This is a genomic window from Aeromonas sp. 11P, assembly GCF_051920165.1.
In the GTDB taxonomy this organism is placed as follows: domain Bacteria; phylum Pseudomonadota; class Gammaproteobacteria; order Enterobacterales; family Aeromonadaceae; genus Aeromonas; species Aeromonas veronii.
The window spans coordinates 961,448-982,339 of record NZ_JBQBDJ010000004.1 but is presented as its reverse complement, the minus strand read 5'-3'; the positions used below and the strand labels follow the sequence as shown (position 1 = coordinate 982,339).

General features: G+C 56.0%; 6 protein-coding genes. All 6 read left to right on the top strand.

The annotated features are described in order from the left end of the window. Positions 1-593 precede the first annotated feature (593 nt). The 6 genes from ACTG1P_RS04555 to ACTG1P_RS04530 all read left to right on the top strand — a co-directional run bounded on the left by ACTG1P_RS04555 (position 594) and on the right by ACTG1P_RS04530 (position 20,859). The gene (locus tag ACTG1P_RS04555; protein ID WP_440000607.1) at positions 594-1,115 is read left to right on the top strand and encodes a terminase; all 522 of its coding nucleotides are present in this window, start codon (positions 594-596) and stop codon (positions 1,113-1,115) included. 304 nt (positions 1,116-1,419) lie between these two features. Next, positions 1,420-4,281: a DEAD/DEAH box helicase gene (locus tag ACTG1P_RS04550; protein WP_440000606.1), complete on the top strand. Its 2,862-nt coding sequence runs from the start codon at positions 1,420-1,422 to the stop codon at positions 4,279-4,281. Positions 4,282-4,283: 2 nt separating this feature from the next. Next, a complete protein-coding gene (locus tag ACTG1P_RS04545) occupies positions 4,284-9,188 on the top strand; it encodes an Eco57I restriction-modification methylase domain-containing protein (protein ID WP_440000605.1) in 4,905 nt (1,634 codons plus the stop codon). A gap of 75 nt (positions 9,189-9,263) precedes the next feature. Continuing rightward, on the top strand, positions 9,264-12,329 hold the full coding sequence (locus ACTG1P_RS04540) for a hypothetical protein (RefSeq protein WP_440000604.1): 3,066 nt from the start codon (positions 9,264-9,266) through the stop codon (positions 12,327-12,329). Further along, positions 12,329-18,733, top strand: a complete 6,405-nt coding sequence (locus ACTG1P_RS04535; RefSeq protein WP_440000603.1) for a DEAD/DEAH box helicase — start codon at positions 12,329-12,331, stop codon at positions 18,731-18,733. Before ACTG1P_RS04540 ends, ACTG1P_RS04535 begins: the two co-directional genes overlap by 1 nt. Continuing rightward, positions 18,730-20,859, top strand: coding sequence for a DEAD/DEAH box helicase (locus ACTG1P_RS04530; protein WP_005350915.1), 2,130 nt, complete (start codon positions 18,730-18,732; stop codon positions 20,857-20,859). The genes ACTG1P_RS04535 and ACTG1P_RS04530 overlap by 4 nt, the downstream gene beginning before the upstream one ends. Positions 20,860-20,892: the final 33 nt, after the last annotated feature.

Here is a 20,892-nt window from a genome sequence, read left to right as displayed (position 1 = left end):
AACATTGATTCATGGTCACTGTTTGTCACTGGGTCACTGCCCTGATGCTTCTTGATGGATGGCAGATGGGAGATGACGCAATGAGTGGATCAGTGAAAGCAGTGCCCAAAAGAGTGATGTGAGTGACTCCCAGAGACCATGAAAAATCATGGTCACTAGCTGCTAGCCCAATGATGGCGGGATGTTTATCAAAACAGTGACCAAGTGACTATCACAGACAACTTCTTGCCACACACAGCTGCGTTTGCACTGACGGGGCTCCCCCTGTAGGGCTGGATACCTACTTGCCTCCTCGGAAATACTGGTCGCCTATGATCTATTCCCCTATGCATTCAACAGATTCCCCAGACTGGCACAGTATCGAATTTGCGTACTGTGCTGGCCGCCAGAGTGTTCGCCAGATAGCGATAGAGCACGGCATTTCACATACCGCCATTAACAAGCGGGCCAAGACGCACAAATGGTCAAGAGTCACAACACCTGTTAACGCTGCCTCATCTTCAGCTATGCCTACGGCTCCTATAAGTGGCGCAGAACACGTGGATTCTACAACTCAAGTTATGATCCCAGTTGTCACTCCTCAGGTTTCCACGGTGGAAACCAATACGTCGAATCCCAAGCCGGTAACAAGAGGCCGTCGGAGCGCATACACGAACGAGTTGGGGGAGGCCATATGTAGCGCCATTGCTGATGGGGTGAGTCTACGAGCAGTGTTGGCTCGTCCGGGGATGCCGTCCAAATCCATGGTGATGCGCTGGTTGGCTGATGAACGCTACATAGAATTTAGGGACCAGTACACGTGTGCGCGCGAGGATCTGGCCGACAAACTGGCCGACGAGATCCTCCAGATTGCCGATGACGGCAGCAATGACACCCTCCTCGACGCCAACGGGAACGTGAAAGTTAACCATGATGTGATTGCTCGTGCCCGCCTGCAGACCGATGCTCGTAAATGGCTGGCCTCAAAGCTGGCTCCCAAGAAGTATGGCGATGGGGGGCGGCGAGAAGACTCTGGCGTTAACCACGGGAGCATGCAGGTGAAATCGACAGTCACGTTTGTGAATCCACCCAATAGGGATGAAGACTGCGATGTGATTAAGGATGACGAAGTCTGAGTTATGCCCATGATGAAAGCGCTCAGACTATTGATTAACCGGGGATGAGGCTGCCAATGTTGACTGCGTCTTCAGCCTATTTTGCAGACTAAATTTGCGGTCATTGCTAATCCAAGCCATTTCTCAAGCTAATGAATGAAGGCGTAAATTGCGGTACATCACATTTGAATTGTGTTTTTTATCATGTAGATGTCCCACTATGGTACCCTTTTGGCCTCCTTTAATTGCATTGTTCCGCATGGCCTGGCTTGACGAAGTACAGCCTGCCATCACGTGACATTGTTGTGACATTAAGACCAGACTGATGAACGACCAAAATTTTGCACCCGGTATGCGGGTGGTGATCCGGGATGCAGAGTGGCGCATCCGTCGAGCAGACAATAGTGGCGATGGCGGTCACTTATTAACCTGTGATGGCGTATCAGAATTGGTGCGTGGCAAAGAGGGGCTGTTTTTAACCCGACTGGAACAGCGCATCGAGATCCTCGATCCTGCTACTACCCAACTGGTGGAAGATGAATCGGCCAATTATCAGGCCGCGCAGCTGTATATCGAAAGCCAGCTGCGCCAAAGGGTACCAACCGATGCCAAGTTGCACTTTGGTCACCGGGCTGCAATGGACTCGATGGCGTTCCAGCTTGATCCCACCCGCATGGCACTGGAGCAACCGCGCCAGCGCATCCTGATCGCCGATGCCGTGGGGCTGGGTAAAACCCTGGAAGCAGGGATCATGGTTTCCGAGCTTATTCGCCGTGGCCGTGGCAAGCGGATCTTGGTGCTGGCGGTTAAATCCATGCTGACCCAGTTTCAAAAAGAGTTCTGGAGTCGGTTTGCCATTCCGCTCACCCGGCTCGATTCTCAAGGGTTACAGCGGGTGCGCAATCGCATTCCCACCAACCACAACCCGTTTCACTACTTCGATAAAAGCATTATTTCCATCGATACCCTCAAGCAAGACATCGAATATCGCCACCATTTAGAGAATGCTTGGTGGGATATCATCGTCATCGACGAGGCGCACAACGTTGCCGAGCGCGGCAGCAGCTCACTGCGCAGCAAGCTCGCCAAATTGCTGGCTGGGCGCAGTGACACCCTGATCATGCTCTCTGCCACCCCTCATGATGGCAAGCCAGAGAGCTTCGCCAGCTTAATGAACATGCTCGACCCGACAGCCATCGCCAATCCCTCTAATTACCAGCACAGTGATTTTGCCGACAAAAATCTGGTGGTGCGGCGCTTTAAAAAAGATGTCAAAGATCAGATGGCCGGTGAATTTCCCGAGCGCGAGATCAAGCAGATCGCACGTCAGGCCAGCGCACAAGAAGAAGAAGTCTTCCGCCGGCTTGTTGAGAGCGAACTTAAAGATGATGATAGTGATGACAGCAGTGCCAAGCGTGGTCGCCTGTTTAAGGTCACCCTCGCCAAGGCCCTGTTTTCCAGCCCCATGGCCTGCGCCAGCGTGGTGAACAACCGGCTCGCCAATCTCGCCAAGCGCAAGGTCAATAACTGCCAAAGCCAGATCAACGAGCTGCAGTCGTTGCAGTTGGCGCTGGCACGCATCGATGCCGGCAGCTTTAGCAAATACCAACTGCTGCTCGACACCATCCGCAACGATCTGCAATGGCGCGCCAATCAGGCTGATGACCGCTTGGTGATCTTCACCGAAAGCATCAAGACCCTGGAGTTTTTGGCAGACAACCTGACGCGCGATCTCAAGCTCAAGCCTGAACAGCTCGCCACCTTGCGCGGCGACCAGGGCGATGTCGAACTGATGAACACCGTCGAAGCATTCAGCAAACAGAGTGCTCCGGTGCGCTTGCTGGTGTGCTCCGATGTTGCCTCCGAGGGCATCAACCTGCACCATCAAAGCCACAAGATGATCCATTTTGACATCCCTTGGTCACTGATGGTGTTTCAACAGCGTAATGGCCGTATCGACCGCTATGGCCAGCAGCATGTACCGCAGATCCGCTACCTGCTCACCGAAGCCGAGCAGATCAAGGGCGATATGCGGGTACTGGAAGTGCTGATCAACAAAGATGAGCAGGCACAAAAGAACATCGGCGACAGCTCCGAGTTCACCGGTAAATACAGCCAGGAAGAAGAAGAACTGCAGACCGCTGACTTCATGCTGCAGGGCGCCCAAGATGGCGCCAGCCTGTTAGATATGCTGCTTAACCACAATGCCAGCGAGCAGGAGCAACCCGGCGATCTACTGGGGGCCCTGAGCAATCAGGTCAGCCAGGATGCCAGTCGCCTCACCACCCAGGATCTGTCACTGTTTGCCAGCGAACAGGGCTATTGTGAGACGGCACTCGGTTACCTCAAACAAGCCGGTCAACGGGTGCAATTCGAGCGTCTGCCCGATGGCTGTCTCTCATTGGTGGCGCCTGATGAACTGCGCCGCCGCTTTGCTCAGCTACCGCCAGAAATTGAGCCCGACAACTGGCAACTACTGCTCAGTGAAGACAAACAGGTGATCAACCGCGCCATTATTGCGGCGCGCGGCGAGCAACATGCCTGGCCGAGCATTCACTATCTGTGGCAGATCAACCCGGTAGTGCAGTGGCTCGATGACAAGGTGCAAGGCGCCTTTGGCCGTCATCAGGCGCCTGTGCTGCGCATGAGCCATGCCATGAACGCCGATGAAGACCACTTTATCCTCTCGGGGCTGTTCCCCAACCGCAAATCCCACCCCATGGTCAACCCCTGGCTGGTGGTCAGCTTTAAGCAAGCGCAGTTTGTGGGCAGTCAGCCGTTTGCCGATTTTGTCGCCCAGCAGCCCGCTTTGTGCAGTAAGTTGAGCAACCCCGGCGGCAAGCAGCGCAACCACCAACGCCAGCAAGATCTGCTGCGCGAAGCCATTGACCATGCTCGCAGTGTGTTTGTGCAGGAGCGCAACGCGTTTGAAACCGAGATCAACCTGCGCTTAACCGCGCAGCTAGAGAAACTCGACGCGCTGAAAACCCGCCAGCTCCAGCAACTGACGCTGGATTTTGCCGATAACAAACAGGTCGAAGCGGTGAAACAGAGTCGCCAGGCCCAGCGTCAGCGCGAAATAGAGCACAACTTTGAAAGCTATATCGAGTGGATCGAAGAGACAATGACCACCGAAAAAGAACCATATATTCAGTTGATTGCCGTTATCACCGGCGCGGAGGGTTAACCATGGCACTGGTCGGCATCATTAACGAAAACGAATTTTACTCCAACCACTACCTCGACGAGGTGTTTGGCAGTGACATCCGCAGTGTGCTCGAACCCTGGCAGGCACAAGAGCAAGCCGCCCGCGACCAGGAACGTGCCGCCAGGGAGCTGGGCAAAACGGTCGCCCCCGGTTATCGTGCCCCATGGAACCAGCTCGCTAGTCTCGCCAGCGGCTATTTTCGCCAGCTCAGCGAGCAGGAGAAACAACGCGATATCGCGCAGCAACTTAGCCAGCAGCGCGCCCGCCAAGCAGCAGTGCTAAGCGCGCTCGGTTATCAGCTCGCGCCCACCTTGCAGCCGCTCGATGAAGGTTGCAGCTTGCCGCTGCTGGCCAGCTATGAGAGTGCCGATGGCAGCCCTTGGTTGTGGATTGCCGAAGCGTTCGACAGTGAAGAAGAGGGCGATCCGCTTGCCCAGGCCCTGCATGCGCTGCAACTGCCCGCTGACAGCGACCCGAAACAGAACCAACTGCTGCGCCACAACAGTCGCGGTGAGCCGCGTAGCTGGCAGGAGTTGCTCTCCTCTGTGGTGTTTACCCAGGCCGAGCCGCCACGCTTTGTGTTGCTGCTCGGTAGCCGGCAACTGCTGCTGCTCGACAGAACCAAGTGGGCGCAAAACCGCCTGCTGCGCTTTGAACTCGATGAGATCTTAAGCCGCAAAGAAGATGCCACCCTCAAGGCGCTGGCCGCCTTGCTGCACAAAGACTCCTTGCTGCCCGGCAGCGGCGCACCCTATCTCGATTCCTTGGATGACAACGCCCACAAGCACGCTTTCGGGGTATCGGAAGATCTCAAATTTGCCCTGCGCGAAAGCATCGAGCTGCTCGGCAACGAGGCGATGCGCTATCTGATTGAGCACAATCAGGCCGGTTACAGTGGCCAGCGGGCGGTCAGCCCTGATGAGCTCAGCCGCGAATGCTTGCGCTACATGTACCGTTTGCTGTTTTTGTTCTACATCGAGGCGCGCCCCGAACTCGGCTTTGCGCCGATGACCGCCAAAACCTACCTGCAAGGCTATAGCCTGGAGAGCCTGCGCGATCTGGAGATGATCACCCTCACCAGTGAGGAAGATCGCCACGGCCGCTATTTGCACGACAGCTTGCAGATGCTGTTCAAGCTGGTGCGAGAAGGCTACGCAGGCGGCATCGCGGTGCAAGCTGATGCCCTAAGCGGCGAGCAGATCAGCCAGCACCAGAGTCAATTTAGCGTGCCGCGCCTCGATAGCCACCTGTTTGCCAACAGCAACACCCCGCACCTCAACAAGGTGGTGTTTCGCAACGAAACCCTGCTTAACATCATCAACTTGATGTCGCTAAGCCGCGCTGGCAAGGGGCGCCGTGGCCGCATCTCCTATCGCCAGCTTGGTATCAACCAGTTAGGCGCCGTCTATGAGGCGCTGCTCTCTTACCGCGGTTTTTTTGCCAGCGATGACTTATATGAAGTGAAAAAAGCCGGCGAGGAGTTTAACCCGCTGGAGACCGGCTACTTCGTTAACGCTGCCGAGATTGGCAAATACCGCGACGACGAAAAGGTGTTTAACCCAGATGGCAGCCTGCGCATTCACCCCAAGGGCAGCTTTATCTACCGCATGGCTGGCCGCGATCGGGAAAAATCCGCGTCCTACTACACCCCGGAGGTGCTGACCCGATCCTTGGTCAAATACGCCCTCAAAGAGCTGTTTAAGGCGCAAATCGACCCGATTAGCGACCCCCATGCCAAGGCCGATGCCATCTTGACGCTCACCGTCTGCGAGCCCGCCATGGGCAGCGCAGCCTTCTTGAACGAAGCCATCAACCAGTTGGCCGAAGCCTATTTGCAACTCAAGCAACAGGCCGAGGGGCGGCGTATCCCGCAAGATAGCTATCCGCGCGAATTGCAGCGGGTGAAGATGTTTATTGCCGATAACAATGTGTACGGGGTGGATTTAAACCCGGTGGCGGTGGAGCTGGCCGAGGTGTCGTTGTGGCTCAACGCCATCAGCGGCGATGCCTTTGTGCCCTGGTTTGGCTATCAGCTGCATCACGGCAACTCGCTGATTGGCGCGCGCCGCCAGGTGTTTAGCAAAAGCGAGCTCAGCTATAAAAAGCAAAAAGACCCGAGCTGGCTGAACAGCGTGCCCAGCGAGCTGGTGATGAGTGAGCCGCGCTCCCCTGGCCAGGTGTTTCACTTCTTGCTGCCCGATTTAGGCATGGCCAGCTACAGCGACAAAACGGTCAAGGCCCGTTATCCCGATGATATAAAAGCGCTCGATAGCTGGCGCAAGGGGTTTTGCGCCAGCATCACCGCCGATGAGCAAGTTACTCTGGAGCGCATCAGTGCCAAGGTGGATAAGCTGTGGCAAGCGCACCGCCAGCAGCTTATGCAGGAGCGGGCGCAAACCTGCGACAGCCACCCGGTGTGGCCGGCGCCAAGCGCGGCGCAGCCGTTATCGAGCCTTCGCGACAAGGATGCGCGCTTGGCTGGGCGTGGTCAGGAGAGCAGCGCCTACCAAAAGCTGCGTTGGGTGATGAACTACTGGTGCGCGTTGTGGTTTTGGCCGATAGACCAGGCCGAACATCTGCCCAGCCGCGATGAGTGGCTGTTTGAGCTGGAAACCCTGCTCGATGGGGTGATGTTGACCAGCGCGCCGCAAGAGACTCCGGCCACCGCACAGGGGCAGTTATTTGCAGAGGAGTTTGCGCAAGAGGCAGAGCGGGCACCGGCGCAGCAGTTGGCACTGTTTAGCCAGCAGGGGGTGTTGCAACGCAAGCAGCTGTTTACCCTGCTGCCACGCCTCAAGTTGGTGGATGAGATTGCCAGCGCCCAGCGCTTTTTCCATTGGGATCTCGAATTTAGCGACCTGTTTGCCAAGCGCGGTGGTTTTGATCTGATGCTGGGTAACCCGCCCTGGCTCAAGGTGGAGTGGCAAGAAGCCGGGGTGCTCGGCGATTTTGAGCCGGAGTTTGTACTGCGCAAGCTTTCAGCCAGTAACTTGGTCAAGCTGCGGGAACAGATTTTTGCCCGCATTCCAGCGCTGGAGAATGCCTGGCGCTCCGAATACGAGGGCTGTGAAGCGACCCAGAACTTCCTTAATGCGCTGCAAAATTACCCGGTGCTCAAAGGCACCCAGACCAATTTATATAAGTGCTTTTTACCGCAGGCCTGGCGGCTGGGTTCAAACCAGGGCGTAGCCGGCTTTTTGCACCCCGAAGGCATTTATGATGACCCTAAAGGCGGCTTATTACGGGCGCAAATTTACCCACGGTTGCGGGCGCATTTTCAGTTTCAAAACCAGCATATGCTTTTTCCAATTGGACATCGGGTTAAATACAGCATCAATATCTATACCGCCAAATCGCAGGAAGTCATTGGTTTTACCAATATTGCCAATCTGTTCTCGCCGAAAACCATCGGGTTATGTTTTGAGCATGATGGCAGTGGCGTGGTCGGGGGGATTAAAAACGATGAAACCGCAGACTGGGATGAATCGGGTCATCAAAGCCGAATTTTGCAGGTGGATATTCAAAAGTTAGCCTTATTTGCCAGCTTGTACGATGATGCAGGCACTTCCGCTTTGGAAGCCCGCTTGCCATCGTTGCATGCCGAACAATTGGTTGCGGTACTGGAAAAATTTGCCGCCCAACCGCAACGGCTGGGTGACTTGCAGGGCGAATATTTGTCACTGGAGATGTGGCATGAAACCAATCAGCAAACTGACGGTACCATCCAGCGCCAAACTCAGTTCCCGCACACGGCCGCTGATTGGGTGCTCTCCGGCCCGCATTTTTATGTCGGCACTCCGCTTTATAAAACCCCAAGAGCTGTGTGTACCGAGAAGGGCCATTACGACTGCCTCGATCTGCTGACTTTGCCGGATGACTACCTGCCGCGCACCAACTATATTCCGGCCTGTGATGCGGCGGAATATGCCCGCCGCACCCCGCGGGTGAGTTGGATCGAACCGGGCCAAACCGAACCAAAAAAGGTGACGGAGTATTATCGGTTTGTGAATCGAAGGATGTTCGGTGCTTCCTCTGAACGTTCGTTTATCAGTGCGGTTTTGCCAAAAGGATTTGCCAATATCAATACCTGTGTTGCTACCGCATTTTCTTCCAATGAGGTGCTAATAAATTTCACAGGATTATCACATTCTATAGTTTATGATTTCATTCTTAAATCAACAGGAAAATCAGACCTCTATGGCGCTCAACTTGCGGGGTTTGTGTATCTCGAAAATGATCTCATTAAATCAAGAGCATTACTTTTAAATAGCATTTCATCTGACTATGCCGACCTCTGGGAATCATGTTATCAACCCGAGTTTACCCAGCAACGCTGGAGCCGCGATCTACCGCAGTTGCCACAGAGTTTCTTCTCCAATCTGACGCCTGACTGGCAACGCGATTGCGCGCTGCGCAGCGACTATAGCCGCCGCCAGGCGCTGGTGGAGATCGATGTGCTGGTGGCGCAGGCGTTGGGGCTGACGCTGGAGGAGTTGCTGACCATCTATCGGGTCCAGTTCCCGGTGATGCGCCAGTACGAGGCCGATACCTGGTATGACCAAGTGGGCCGCATCGTGTTTACCCCGAGTAAGGGGCTGGTGGGGGTTGGCCTGCCGCGCAAGGTGCGCAAAACTGACCTTAAGGCCGGTATCGTCTATAGGGTGGATAGCCCCGAGTGGATGGGGGGCAATGGTGCTGATCTCGCCATCGGCTGGGAGGATATCCAGCACCTGAAAACCGGCTCGGTCAGCGTCACCTTCGACGACGATACCCGTCCGGGTGGCGTGGTGCGCCGTACCATCACCTGGCAAGCTCCCTTTATCAAACCGGATCGCGAAGATGACTATCGGGTTGCCTGGGCATTTTTTGCCGAGCAGTCACTATAGGCGCCAGCGAACAAGAGCAGACAGCATGACGCCGACGCGGTGAGCACCGCGTTGGTAACCATTTAGGAAAAAGAGATGAGCCAATATCGATTACCCGATGAGCTGGACAAGGTCAGTCCGCAACAAGCAACCACAACCAAAGCTGTGGTCGAGCATGAACTCGACGCGCTGGATATTGTGATCTCCGAGGCTGAACAAAAACGGCGTGGCGAGTTTTACTACGATGCCTATCAGCGCCAGCGGGGCTATGAAGAGTTGTATCGCCATGGCTTCGGTAAGACAGTAGTAATTGATACCGAACGGGAAGGGCGATTGAACTTCCGGGTCTCCCAGGCCACCAGCGATTACGCCAATACCAAGCTGGGGTTTGCCACGCCTAATTCACCTCTTGGCCACTTGTGCCGAAGCGCCAAGCTCGGAGATAGCAGGGAAAGCCCTAAGTGGGGTGAGTACACCATTGTTGAGATCCGCAACTTTTCCCGTTTTACAGGCCAGGAGGCTGCCGAGCATATTCGCAACTTCCGGGTAATGGAGTCCAAGTCGTTGGTTTTGAGTGAAGAATCCACACCCTTTCAGGCCACGGTGGCCAATTTGCGCGCTGCGTTAAGGCGCTGGTTTGCCAAGGGAGATACACCGCAGGTCGAGGCCAGTTTGCCTGCGGGGGATATGGACCGCGCCGAGACGGCAGAATCCAAGGCGCTGGCAGAGATTGGTGTTGAGTTTGACGTCGATTTCGATGAGCCGGAGCTGTTTGCCGACGATGATACCGAGCAAGAGAATCACTACGATATCTTTGGCCGCAGCGAGCAGGAGCAGGATGATTACTATGGTCTGAGCAATTACTTCTTCCTCAACCCCACCGATGAACAATTGGAGGTCATGACCAATGCCGTACATGCTGGCCCCATGCTGGTGGAAGGGGTCGCAGGTTCAGGCAAAACCTGCGCCGCCTTGGGCCGGGCCAAGACCCTGTGTGATCTGGCCCGCTCACCCGATGACGAGCAGTTCAACAGCGACTTTCTGGCCGAGAGCAGTATCGGTTTCGTGCGCACCGGTGAACTGGTGCAATACCTGCGCGCCTCTTGCCTGGAGCTGGATATCTCTCAATTGCCGATCGAAGAGTATGCGGGGCTGGTGTATCAGCTGTGTCGTGCTCGTAATCTGTTTATCGAGCAAAGCAAGCCTGCATCTCCCTTGGTGACTGATGTGAACGAGCGAGAAGATGAGGAGGGCGACGATGAGCTGGAGGCGAGGGGCGAAGAGCTCGTAGCATCGGCTACGGCGGTGAAACCCAAGGCCAAATATCACAATCTGGGGACTACTCCTGATTACGGTTTTCAAGATGAGACGCGGATGCTGTGGCTAAGGGTCATCAGTGCCGTGATTGGATGGCGAATAGCTGACGATTTGCAACAACAACTTGACTCGCTCGTTATCCCCGACAAATTGGCAAGCGACAAGTTTGTCTCCAAACCTGGTAACGCTGAGGCGTTGCTGGCCTTGGTCAAATCCAGGCTAACTGCACTCTACCAACCACTCATATCGCAATTGCGGGAACAGTCACCGGCGCCCTTTGCGCTTGATCGGGTGATCCACCATATCTATCAAGCACAGAGCCAGCTTGGGTTGGAGTTGTTTGACAAGCATGCCAAATGGGTTAATCCCTCTGCGGGGGAGTGGCGCCAGGTTCGGGATACCAAGGGTGCTGTCGAACTGTTACGCAAGAGCGGCGCTGCTTTTGTGGTTTATGAAAGAGAACGTAACCAGATGACCATGGTAGAGGTGATGGTCGAGGTGAAAGAAGATCTTCTCAACCTGTTCAAACAGGGGGTCGAGATCCGTTCGGCTGAGAGCATGCAGCCTTGGCAAGCTGGAGCCGCCGAGGAGCTCTGGACGCAACTGCAAAGCGGTGATGATTCGTTCAATTGTCGATTCCCCGATGGTCAGCCAGTCCCCATCAAACGAGCGAGGGATTTTGATGACCTCAATATGCGTTTGATAACTAAAAAGCTCTTCGCACGCATCAGTCATCGGGTATTCCAGGTTCATGAAGCCAACCCTTTCTGGCGCCAGATCCAGGATGGCCAGAAGCAGACTTCGCTGGCGAAATGGTTCAATGCTCAATTACGCCGTATCTATAGCAAATGGCACTTTGCCGATCTCTATCGGGATGCGCTGTTGCAGCCTTATGGGGATGATGATCGCAAAGCCCAATCCTGCGTGCAGAGTTTTTCACATTGGCAAGCAGCCGCGGCTCGTTTGAAAGATCGGCTGCTGGCCGAGCACGACAAAGACTTGTTGTTGGCACTGGCGCACATTATGACTCGTGAACTGACGCAAGATGCGAAAGTGCCAGCACATTTGCATGTATCGCCTTGCTACCGTTCGGTCTTTATCGATGAGGTGCAGGATTTTACCGAGTTACAAATATTCCTGATGGCCGAGCAGGCTGATCCTAAGTATCACGCCGTGACCTTGGTGGGGGATATGCACCAGCAATTGGGACGTGGCAATGTGCACGATATCGCAGCCTGTTTCCCTTATCGCCCCCTGAACCGCTACTTGCTGAAAGAAAATAAACGGCAGGAGCGGATGCCGCAGTTGGCGGCTACCGCCATGTTGTTCCGTACCCTCGTGCAGCGAGATAGCCGACTGGCAGATGCCGGTTTGGTGGAAACATGGAAGCATGAGGCAAAGACGGGCGGCAGCAAGCAGTTTTACGACGCTCAATTTGATGATGTTGATCATCAGTTGTTAGATGTGCTCGCCGTGCAACCCCATGGCCGCACCATTGCTGTGGTGTGCCCAATTCAGGAGATGGCGAGCGAGTTGGAAGCGCGTTTGCGTGAATCTCTGGTCACTCAGACCACGCGTAACTCACAGGTCTCTGATCGGATCGATCTGGCTAAGAAGTACATGGTGCATTTCTCCTGTGCCGAGCATGTTAAGGGACTGGAGTTCGATACCGTTGTTTATGCAGGCCTGGAGTTTATTGATTGGGATGATGCGCATGACTTGAACAAGCTCTATGTCACCCTCTCGCGCCCTCGCAAACAGTTGATATTGTTTGGTGATGCCAGCCTGTTACCTTCCCATGTGCATGACTGTCTCGTGCCTGAATCCGACCGGGAGATGCATTGATGTTACCGTCTGTTGTCAGTCGGCAGGTGGCTGACAGTGTCGCCGAGTTTTTGCGCGCCGCCTTCCCGATGAATAGCCCGCTGTTTAACCAGGCTGCCGGCGACCCTGAGCAACCGGAGCACCACACCCTCGAGGCGTTTTTGCAAGACCCGGATACCTTGCTTAAGGGGCCCTATTTTTCGGCGCAGTTGCCGTTTCGCCAAAGCGCACTGCCGCTGGATTTTTTCAGCCAGTTGCGGTTGCCCTTCCCGCCGCACGCCCATCAGGCGCGCGCCTTTGAGCGCTTGGGCGGCGCCAACCCCCAGCCCACCCTGGTGGCCACCGGCACCGGCTCGGGCAAGACCGAATGTTTTATGTATCCGCTGCTTAACCACTGCGCCGCCACAGCCGGCGCGGGGGTCAAGGCGATCATCATCTACCCGATGAACGCGCTGGCCACCGATCAGGCCAGCCGTTTTGCCAGTGCCATTGCCAGTGATCCCAAGCTGCATGGGCGGGTGACGGTTGGTCTGTTTGTCGGCGATAGCGACGAGTTTCCCAGCAAGGTGATGGGACCCAAGCAGGTGATCACCGACAAGCCAACCTTGCGCCAGAACCCGCCGGATATTCTGCTGACCAACTACAAGATGCTCGACTACTTGTTGATGCGGCCAGTGGATCAGCCGCTGTGGCGCTACAATACACCGGGTTGCTTGCGCTTTTTGGTGGTCGATGAGCTGCACACCTTCGATGGTGCCCAAGGCTCTGACCTGGCGTGTTTGGTGCGCCGTTTAAAGCATCATGTGGCGGTGGATAACGGCCAGTTCGCCTGTGTGGGCACCTCGGCCACGGTGGGCGATGAGCTAGGCCAGTTGCTTGACTACGCCAGCCAGATCTTCGAGCAGCCGTTTGATGACAGCGCGGTGATCCGCGAAGACCGCCTCAGTGCCGCCGAGTTTTTGCAAGACTCACCGGTGCGTTTTAGCTATTTCCCCGAGCCGGATAGCCAGCTCGACGCAAGCAGTTACGCCGATCATCACGCTTACCTGAATGCCCAGTTGGCACTGTGGTTTCCCGCAGAAGAGCTGGTGCTGCCCGCCGATCTCGACAGCGATACCGGGCGCGAGGTGCGCATCCGCTTAGGTGAATTGATGCGCCAGCACAGTGCCCTGCATCTGCTGCTGGCCGATCTGCAGGGAGGGATCCTGACCGAGCACAGCTGCGCTGAACGTTTTGCCGTGATGCTGTCACTGCCAGCGGTGCAGGCACGCCTGTTGCTGCAAAGTTGGCTGGCACTGTTGGCGCTAGCGCGCAGCCCGGTTAATGAATCGCCAGAGGCGCGTGCGCAACGGGAACTCGCAGGTAAACCGCGTCCGGTGCGCCCCTTGGTGCAACTGCGGTCTCAATTGTGGCTGCGCGAATTGCGCCGGCTGGTGGCTTCGGTCGAGAAGCAACCCAAGTTACGTTTCGCCAGCGATCTGCTGGCTGATGAACAAACCCATCACCTGCCGGTGGTGCACTGCCGCGATTGCCACGCCACCGGTTGGGCCAGCATGCGCCACGGCCAGAGCCGCCAGCTCGAAACGGAGCTGGATGATATCTACCGCCAGTTCTTTGATAGTGGCCGCGCGCTGGCGATGGCGTTCCCTGATCTCAGTGATAAGGCGGTTAGTGGCGTTCATCAGCACCTGTGCCCACAGTGTTTGACTCTCAATCGCGCTGACAAAGCGGCCTGCGAGCAGTGTGGCCATGAAGGCCTGTTGCGGGTATTGGTGCCGGATCTGCTCAAAGAGCGCAAAGATACCCTGGTCTCATCCACCGATTGCCCCTACTGCGGCAGCTCGAAAGGCTTGTCGATCATGGGGTCGCGTGCCGCCAGCCTCTCGTCAGTGATGATCCACCAGCTCTATGGCAGCCGCTTTAATGAGCACAAAAAGCTCATTACCTTCTCTGATTCGGTGCAAGATGCGGCGCACCGCGCCAGTTTCTTTACTGCCCGCACCTGGCCTTTGGTGCTGCGCGGCCAGATAGCCAGTGCCTTGCCTGAGCAGGGCGAACTCACCCTCGATGCGTTTGCCGCCGCTGTGCTGGCTGATGCCAAGGCCCACAGTCAGGATGAGGCCGAATTTGTCGGCCGCTTTATCGCCCCCAATATGCTGTGGCTGAACGATTATCAGACACTGGTGCAAGACAACGTTCTGCCCGCGGGCTCGGATCTGCCCGAACTGGTGGCCAAGCGGCTTGACTGGGAGGTATGCAGTGAGCTGACATTGCGTGCCGGCATTGGCCGTACTCTGGAAAACAGCGGTTTTGCCTGTGTGGCGGCGGATGGCTCGTTACTCGATGCGCTGTTGCCGCCCTTGCACGCCAGGTGGCGCGAGGAGCTGGGGGATCTGATGCAGGGTGTGACCCTTGAACAGGTCACCCATTTTGTGCTCGGGGTGCTGCGGCACTTGATCCACGCCGGAGCCGTAATGCACCCGGCGTTTGCAAGTTACCGCGAAGATGGCGGTGATACTTTTCGCATGATGCAGCGTGAACGCACCTCACGCTACATGCCCACCATCGGTCCGCGCACCCGCAAACCGGCCTATGCCACCTTCGAGCGCAATAAAAACTTTAGCCAGTTGCTCGGCGCCAAATCCAACCCCAGCTGGTATCAGCACTGGCTCAACCTTACCCTTGCCCAGGGGGAGCGTCTGTTTGTTAGCAGCGTCAGCGAAACCGTGCTGCGCCAGCTGCTGGAGACCTTGACCAAGGCCGGATTGATGGCTCGTTTTGACAGCAAAAAGGGCGAAGCCTGGGGCATAGTGCCCAAGGCGCTGACAGTAACTCGTGAAGTCAGCCGCTTATGCTGCAGTGACTGTCGAGAGACGCTGGTTGCCCCCAGAGCACAGGCGTGGCAGTGGCAGGGGGCGCCCTGCATGTCGCTACGATGCACCGGGACATATCAGCTTACCGCCCAAGCGAGCGCATTGCGCTGGGATCGGCTTGATGTGGCACGGGTGGTGGGTGCCGAGCATACCGGACTGTTAACTCGCGAGGTGCGCGAGGCCACCGAGCAGGCGTTTTATCGCGGCACTCGCGCCTGGCAGGTGAATTTGCTGTCGGCCACCCCGACCCTGGAGATGGGTATCGATGTGGGGGATCTCTCTAGCGTGCTGCTCTGTTCGGTGCCACCGGCGCAGGCCAACTATTTGCAGCGCATCGGCCGTGCCGGGCGTAAAGATGGCAACGCCTTGAATATCACCTTGGCCGAAGGCAATCCACACGATCAATTCTTCTTTGAAGAGCCGCTGGAGATGATGCAGGGCCAGGTGCAGCCGCCGGGGGTGTTTCTTAACGCCGTGGCGATTTTGGAGCGTCAACTGGCGGCCTTCTGCCTCGACAGTTGGGTGAGAACCGGCATCACGCCGATGGCGATCAGCCCGAACGTGAAACAGATGCTCGATGAGGTGGAACGCGGCAAGAAGGAACGCTTCCCGTATAACTTTTTGGCGTTTGTCGAGGAGCAGCGGGTCCGGCTTGCGGCCGATTTTGCCGCGGTGTTTGCCGATCTTGAGCCGCAAACCCTGCAACAGCTCCATGACTATTTGATGGGGCAGCAAGCTGAGCATTCGCTGGTGCTGCGCATCGACAAGGCGTTGCAACAGTTGCTTGAAGATCGTAAGTCACTCAAGGCGCGCATCGACAAGCTCAAGCGCAGCATCGATAAGCTCGAAACCGGGCCGCGCGATCAGAACTTTGATTCGGATATGCGTGATCTGCATACCGAACGCCAAGCCTTGCAAGCCTTGGTCAGCCAGATCAACAACAAGCAGACGCTGAACTTTTTAACCGATGAGGGAATATTACCCAATTACGCCTTCCCTGAGGCGGGTATTACCCTGCGTTCTGTGTTGTGGCGTAAAAATGAGAATGAAGAGGGGCGCAGTTATCAGACCGCGACCTACGAATATGAGCGCCCAGCCTCGACCGCCTTGGCCGAGCTGGCGCCACTCAATAGTTTTTATGCTGGTGGTCATAAGGTCGAGATTGAACAAATTGATCTCAAGGTGTCGGAACCAGAGCACTGGCGCTTGTGTAGCCACTGTAATCACAGTGAAAACATCGACCAGAACGGCGACCCGCATAAATACTGTCCCAAGTGCGGAACCCCGGGTTGGGCTGACGCCGGCCAGAAGACCACGTTACTGAAGTTGCGTCAGGTCTATGCCCGCGCCAGTGCCCGTGACAGCCAGATTGGCGATGAGTCCGATAGCCGAGAACCGGCCTTTTATCAGCGCCAATTACTGGTGAGTTATGAGCCTAAGGATGTGACCGCAGCCTATGCGATCAGCGACGGAGAAGTGCCGTTTGGTTTTGAGTTTTTAAGCAAGGTGACCCTGCGTGATATCAACTTTGGCAAGCAGACTGAAGATGCGCTGGAGCTGAGCATCGCCGGTGATATTAAACGTTGCAGCGGCTTTAAGGTCTGTTTGGGCTGCGGCATGGTGCAACATCCGGTGAATCAAGATCCACGCAAAGAGCACGATCTGAGCTGTAAATACAAGAGCACGCCTGAGAAGGCGCAGTTTGAAGATTATCTCTATCTCTATCGTCAGCTGGAATCCGAGGCGGTGCGCATCTTGCTGCCGGTGAGCAGTTATAGTAGTGATCCGACAGCGGAAGCCTCGTTAGGGGCTGCAATCCAGCTGGGGCTTAAGCACTACTTCAAGGGCAGTGTCGATCACCTCAAGGGGGTGGTTTATCGCGAGCCGGAAAATGAGGGGGATTCGTGGCGTCAGTATCTGGTGATCTACGATACCGTGCCGGGCGGCACAGGCTCACTCAAGGAGCTGATGCGCGAGCCCGATAACTTATTGCAACTATTGCAGTTGGCCTACGAGTCGCTGTGCGACTGCGGTTGTAATCAGGATGCCAGTAAAGATGGCTGTTATCGCTGCGTGTATGCCTACCGGGAGCGCGGCAAGATGCAGTACGTCTCGCGCGATAAGGCGCGTTTGCTGGTGGGGCAGATCCTCGCGGTACGCGACAAGTTGCAACGCATTAACAGCATCAACCAGATCCCACTCGATACCATGATGGGCTCTGAACTGGAAAAGCGCTTCATTGATGTGTTGGCGCAAAACAAAGAGTTGGTGGTCAGCCGCAGCTATGCCCATGAGGGCGACGGTTGGATCATCAATACCCGCAGCAGCCCCTCTCTGAGCTGGCAACTGAAAGCGCAGGTCGATCTGGGCCCCAAACAGGGGGTTGGTATTCCCTGTCGCCCCGATTTTGTACTCTATCCGCTGGGGCATATCGCCCAGTGCAAGCCGCTGGCGATTTTCCTCGATGGTTTTGCCTTTCATAAGGCGAGCGTGGTGGATGATGTACAAAAGCGGCAGGCCATTCGCGATAGCGGTCGTTATGGGGTGTGGACGCTGACCTGGCGCGATTTAACCCAGCCTGGCTGCAAACATCTGCAAGATGTGTTGGGGCTGCACCATAACCTGGATATGAAGGCGCCGCAGTTTTATAACCGCTTCCATACCACCACCTTTGCCACCCTGGAGAGTGAAGTTCGTGAGCGCAACAGCTTCGAACTGCTGCTGACCTATTTGCAAGATCCCCGTGCTCAGGCGCCGTTCTGGCAAAAACTGGCGGCCGCCCATGCCTGGGTATGGCTGGAGGTGAAAAAGTCCCAAGATGCCGGAATTCGCCACAAGTTTGCCTATGAGATGCATGAGAATGCCCCGGCATGGCGTGAGGCGCAGTTGCTGCCCGATGAGCCGTTTGTGTTTGGTGGTTTGCTAGATGCCCTGGCCAGCTCTCAGCCATTTATTGAGCTAGCCTCGGTGTTGCCTCAGCGTTGGGTCAATGCGCAGACCACCCCGGAACAGCTGCGTGCGGCCCTGCGCTTGCATCTGTGTTTTGATGACCAAAATCCACACGCAGATGGCTATGAACGCGGTTTAACCGGTTTTTGGCGCTTGGTAAATTTGCTGCAGTGGCTGCCGGATATGACCTTTACCAGCCGTAACGTTGTCCGCAGTAACATCGGACAGGTTCCGAGGCCAGTGGACACGTTGGGCTCCATTGCGACATCAGACGGCACCACGCCGGATGCTACCCTGGAAGCTGGTGTGCTGGCGCAGTGGCAAGAGTTGGCAGAGCTGGAAGTGTTGAGCAAACAGCAGATTGCGCTGTTGCAACGATTACCACTGCCGGTGCCCGAGGTGGGGTATGCCCTTCAAGATGAAGCAGGGGCCATCATCGCCGAGGCCGATCTGGCCTGGCCAGCGCTACACCGCGCCCATTGCTTTATACACGATCAGCAAGCTGACGCTTTCATCGCGCAAGGTTGGCAACTGACCCATGGCGAACTTGACGCTGAGCTTATCGACACCCTGACCCAATTAGTCACAGGAGGTAAGGCATGACACTGCCATCCCTGAAAGTTGCCATATCCGATGGCTTTTTAACGTCATTTGCCAAGATCCCCAAAGCACAACAAAAAAAGGTGATGGAGTTTCTTGCCAAGTTTCGTAATGACCCTACCAGCAAGGGGCTTAACTACGAAAAGATTCACGATACCAGCAGCACCAATGTGCATTCGGTGCGCATCGACCAGAACTACCGCGGCATTGTGCTCAAACCCGAGCAGGGCAATCTCTATATGCTGTTGTGGGTAGATAAGCATGATGATGCTTATTCTTGGGCTAAAAATCATAAGTGTGAAATTCATCCCGCTACAGGTGCGTTGCAGGTGATCGACACCAGCCTGGTTGTGCAGCCACCGCTGGACGATCCTGATCTGCCCATCGCATTCAAGCCAACCCCGTTATTTGCCGACTATTCGACCGAGCAGATCATGGCACTCGGGGTGCCGGCGCTGTTTTTGGATCGGGTGATGGCATTGACCAACTTGAGCGAGCTCTACCAGCTGGAGGGGGTGATGCCGGCCGATGCCTGGGAGCCGCTCTATTGGTTGGCCGAAGGGCTAGAGTATGACGAGGTATTGGCCGAGTTTAATGATGCTGCGGATGTGAAGGTTGATACCGACGATTTCGAACAGGCGATTAAGCGTAGCCAGCGGCACTTTTCCGTGGTGGAGAGCGAGCTGGAGCTGCTACAAATGCTCAACGCCCCGCTGGAAAAATGGCGGGTATTTTTGCACCCCAGCCAGCGCAAGCTGGTGGAAGCGCACGCCAATGGTCCGGTGCGGGTGCTGGGCGGCGCCGGTACCGGTAAAACCGTGGTCGCCATGCACCGAGCCCGTTGGTTGGCGCAGCGTTTGTTAGCCGCGCCCGGCAAAAAGGTGCTGTTCACTACGTTCACCAAAAACCTAGCGGCCGATATTCGCGCCAACCTGCAGCGGTTGTGCAGCCGTGAAGAGCTGACCAAAATTGAGGTGATCCATATCGATGGCTGGCTGACCGATCAACTAAAGCGCCACGGTTATGATTTTCGGGTGGTGTATGACAGCGATCCGGTGCGCCGCAAATGCTGGGAGTATGCGCTGCAACAGCTGCCCACAGACCTAAATCTGCCAGAGAATTTCTATTTGGAAGAGTGGCATCGTGTGGTGCAGCCCAATGGGGTTCACAGCCGCGAGGATTACTTCAAGGTGAGCCGATTAGGGCGAGGCACGGCCATTTCACGCTTGCAGCGGGCCAAGATTTGGCCGGTATTTGAAGAGTATCGGGCACAACTGGCGCGCGCCAAGTTACGCGAAATGCACGATGCCATGCTTGAGGCGGTGGTGTTGTTTAAAGAGAAGCAGGTACAGCTGCCCTATCAATACCTGGTGGTCGATGAAGCGCAGGATATGGGCGCACCTGCCTTTGTGTTGCTGCGCCATCTCATCCCCGAAGGCGAAAACGACATCTTCATCGTCGGTGATGGCCACCAGCGCATCTATCGAAACAAGGTGGTGCTCGGTCAGTGTGGTATCAATGTGCGCGGTCGGCGCAGCAAGAAACTCAAGATCAACTACCGTACCACCGAAGAGACCCGCAAATTCGCCGTGGCGCTGTTGAATGGGGTGCCGACCGATAACCTCGATGGCGAGTCTGATACCGATAAAGACTATTTGTCGCTGATGCATGGCGAGGCACCGCTGGTGACCCATCATGCCGACTTTAAGCAAGAGGCAGCCACCATCGCTGAGCAGATCAAAGCGTTGTTGCAAGAGGGCACCCCAGATACCGATATCTGTCTCACAGCCCGTACCAAGTATGCCTATGAGCGATATACCACTGAGCTCAACAACGCTGGCATCACTACCTTTGTGCTGGGCCAGGACAGCGCTGACAGTGTGACGCATCCCGGGGTGCGCATCGCCACCATGCACCGCATCAAGGGACTGGAGTTTCAGTATGTGTTTCTTGCCGGCATCAACGATGGTGTAGTGCCAGAGCCCAAAGCCATTCAATCCGACGATCCGGTTGAGCTGCGCGATGCCCTGTTTAATGAGCGGGCGCTGTTGCATGTGGCCGCCACCCGGGCGATCAAGGGCCTGTTTGTTAGCTCCAGCGGTGTGCCCAGCCCACTGCTGTGCAACTGATAGGGGCTAATTTCGAGAACGATTCATGCCGTG

What these genes read in the sequence shown, in the direction of transcription:
- ACTG1P_RS04545 (WP_440000605.1), top strand. Translation starts at nt 4,284, where the DNA reads ATGGCACTGGTCGGCATCATTAACGAAAACGAATTTTACTCCAACCAC.
- ACTG1P_RS04550 (WP_440000606.1), top strand. Translation starts at nt 1,420, where the DNA reads ATGAACGACCAAAATTTTGCACCCGGTATGCGGGTGGTGATCCGGGAT.
- ACTG1P_RS04530 (WP_005350915.1), top strand. Translation starts at nt 18,730, where the DNA reads ATGACACTGCCATCCCTGAAAGTTGCCATATCCGATGGCTTTTTAACG.
- ACTG1P_RS04540 (WP_440000604.1), top strand. Translation starts at nt 9,264, where the DNA reads ATGAGCCAATATCGATTACCCGATGAGCTGGACAAGGTCAGTCCGCAA.
- ACTG1P_RS04535 (WP_440000603.1), top strand. Translation starts at nt 12,329, where the DNA reads ATGTTACCGTCTGTTGTCAGTCGGCAGGTGGCTGACAGTGTCGCCGAG.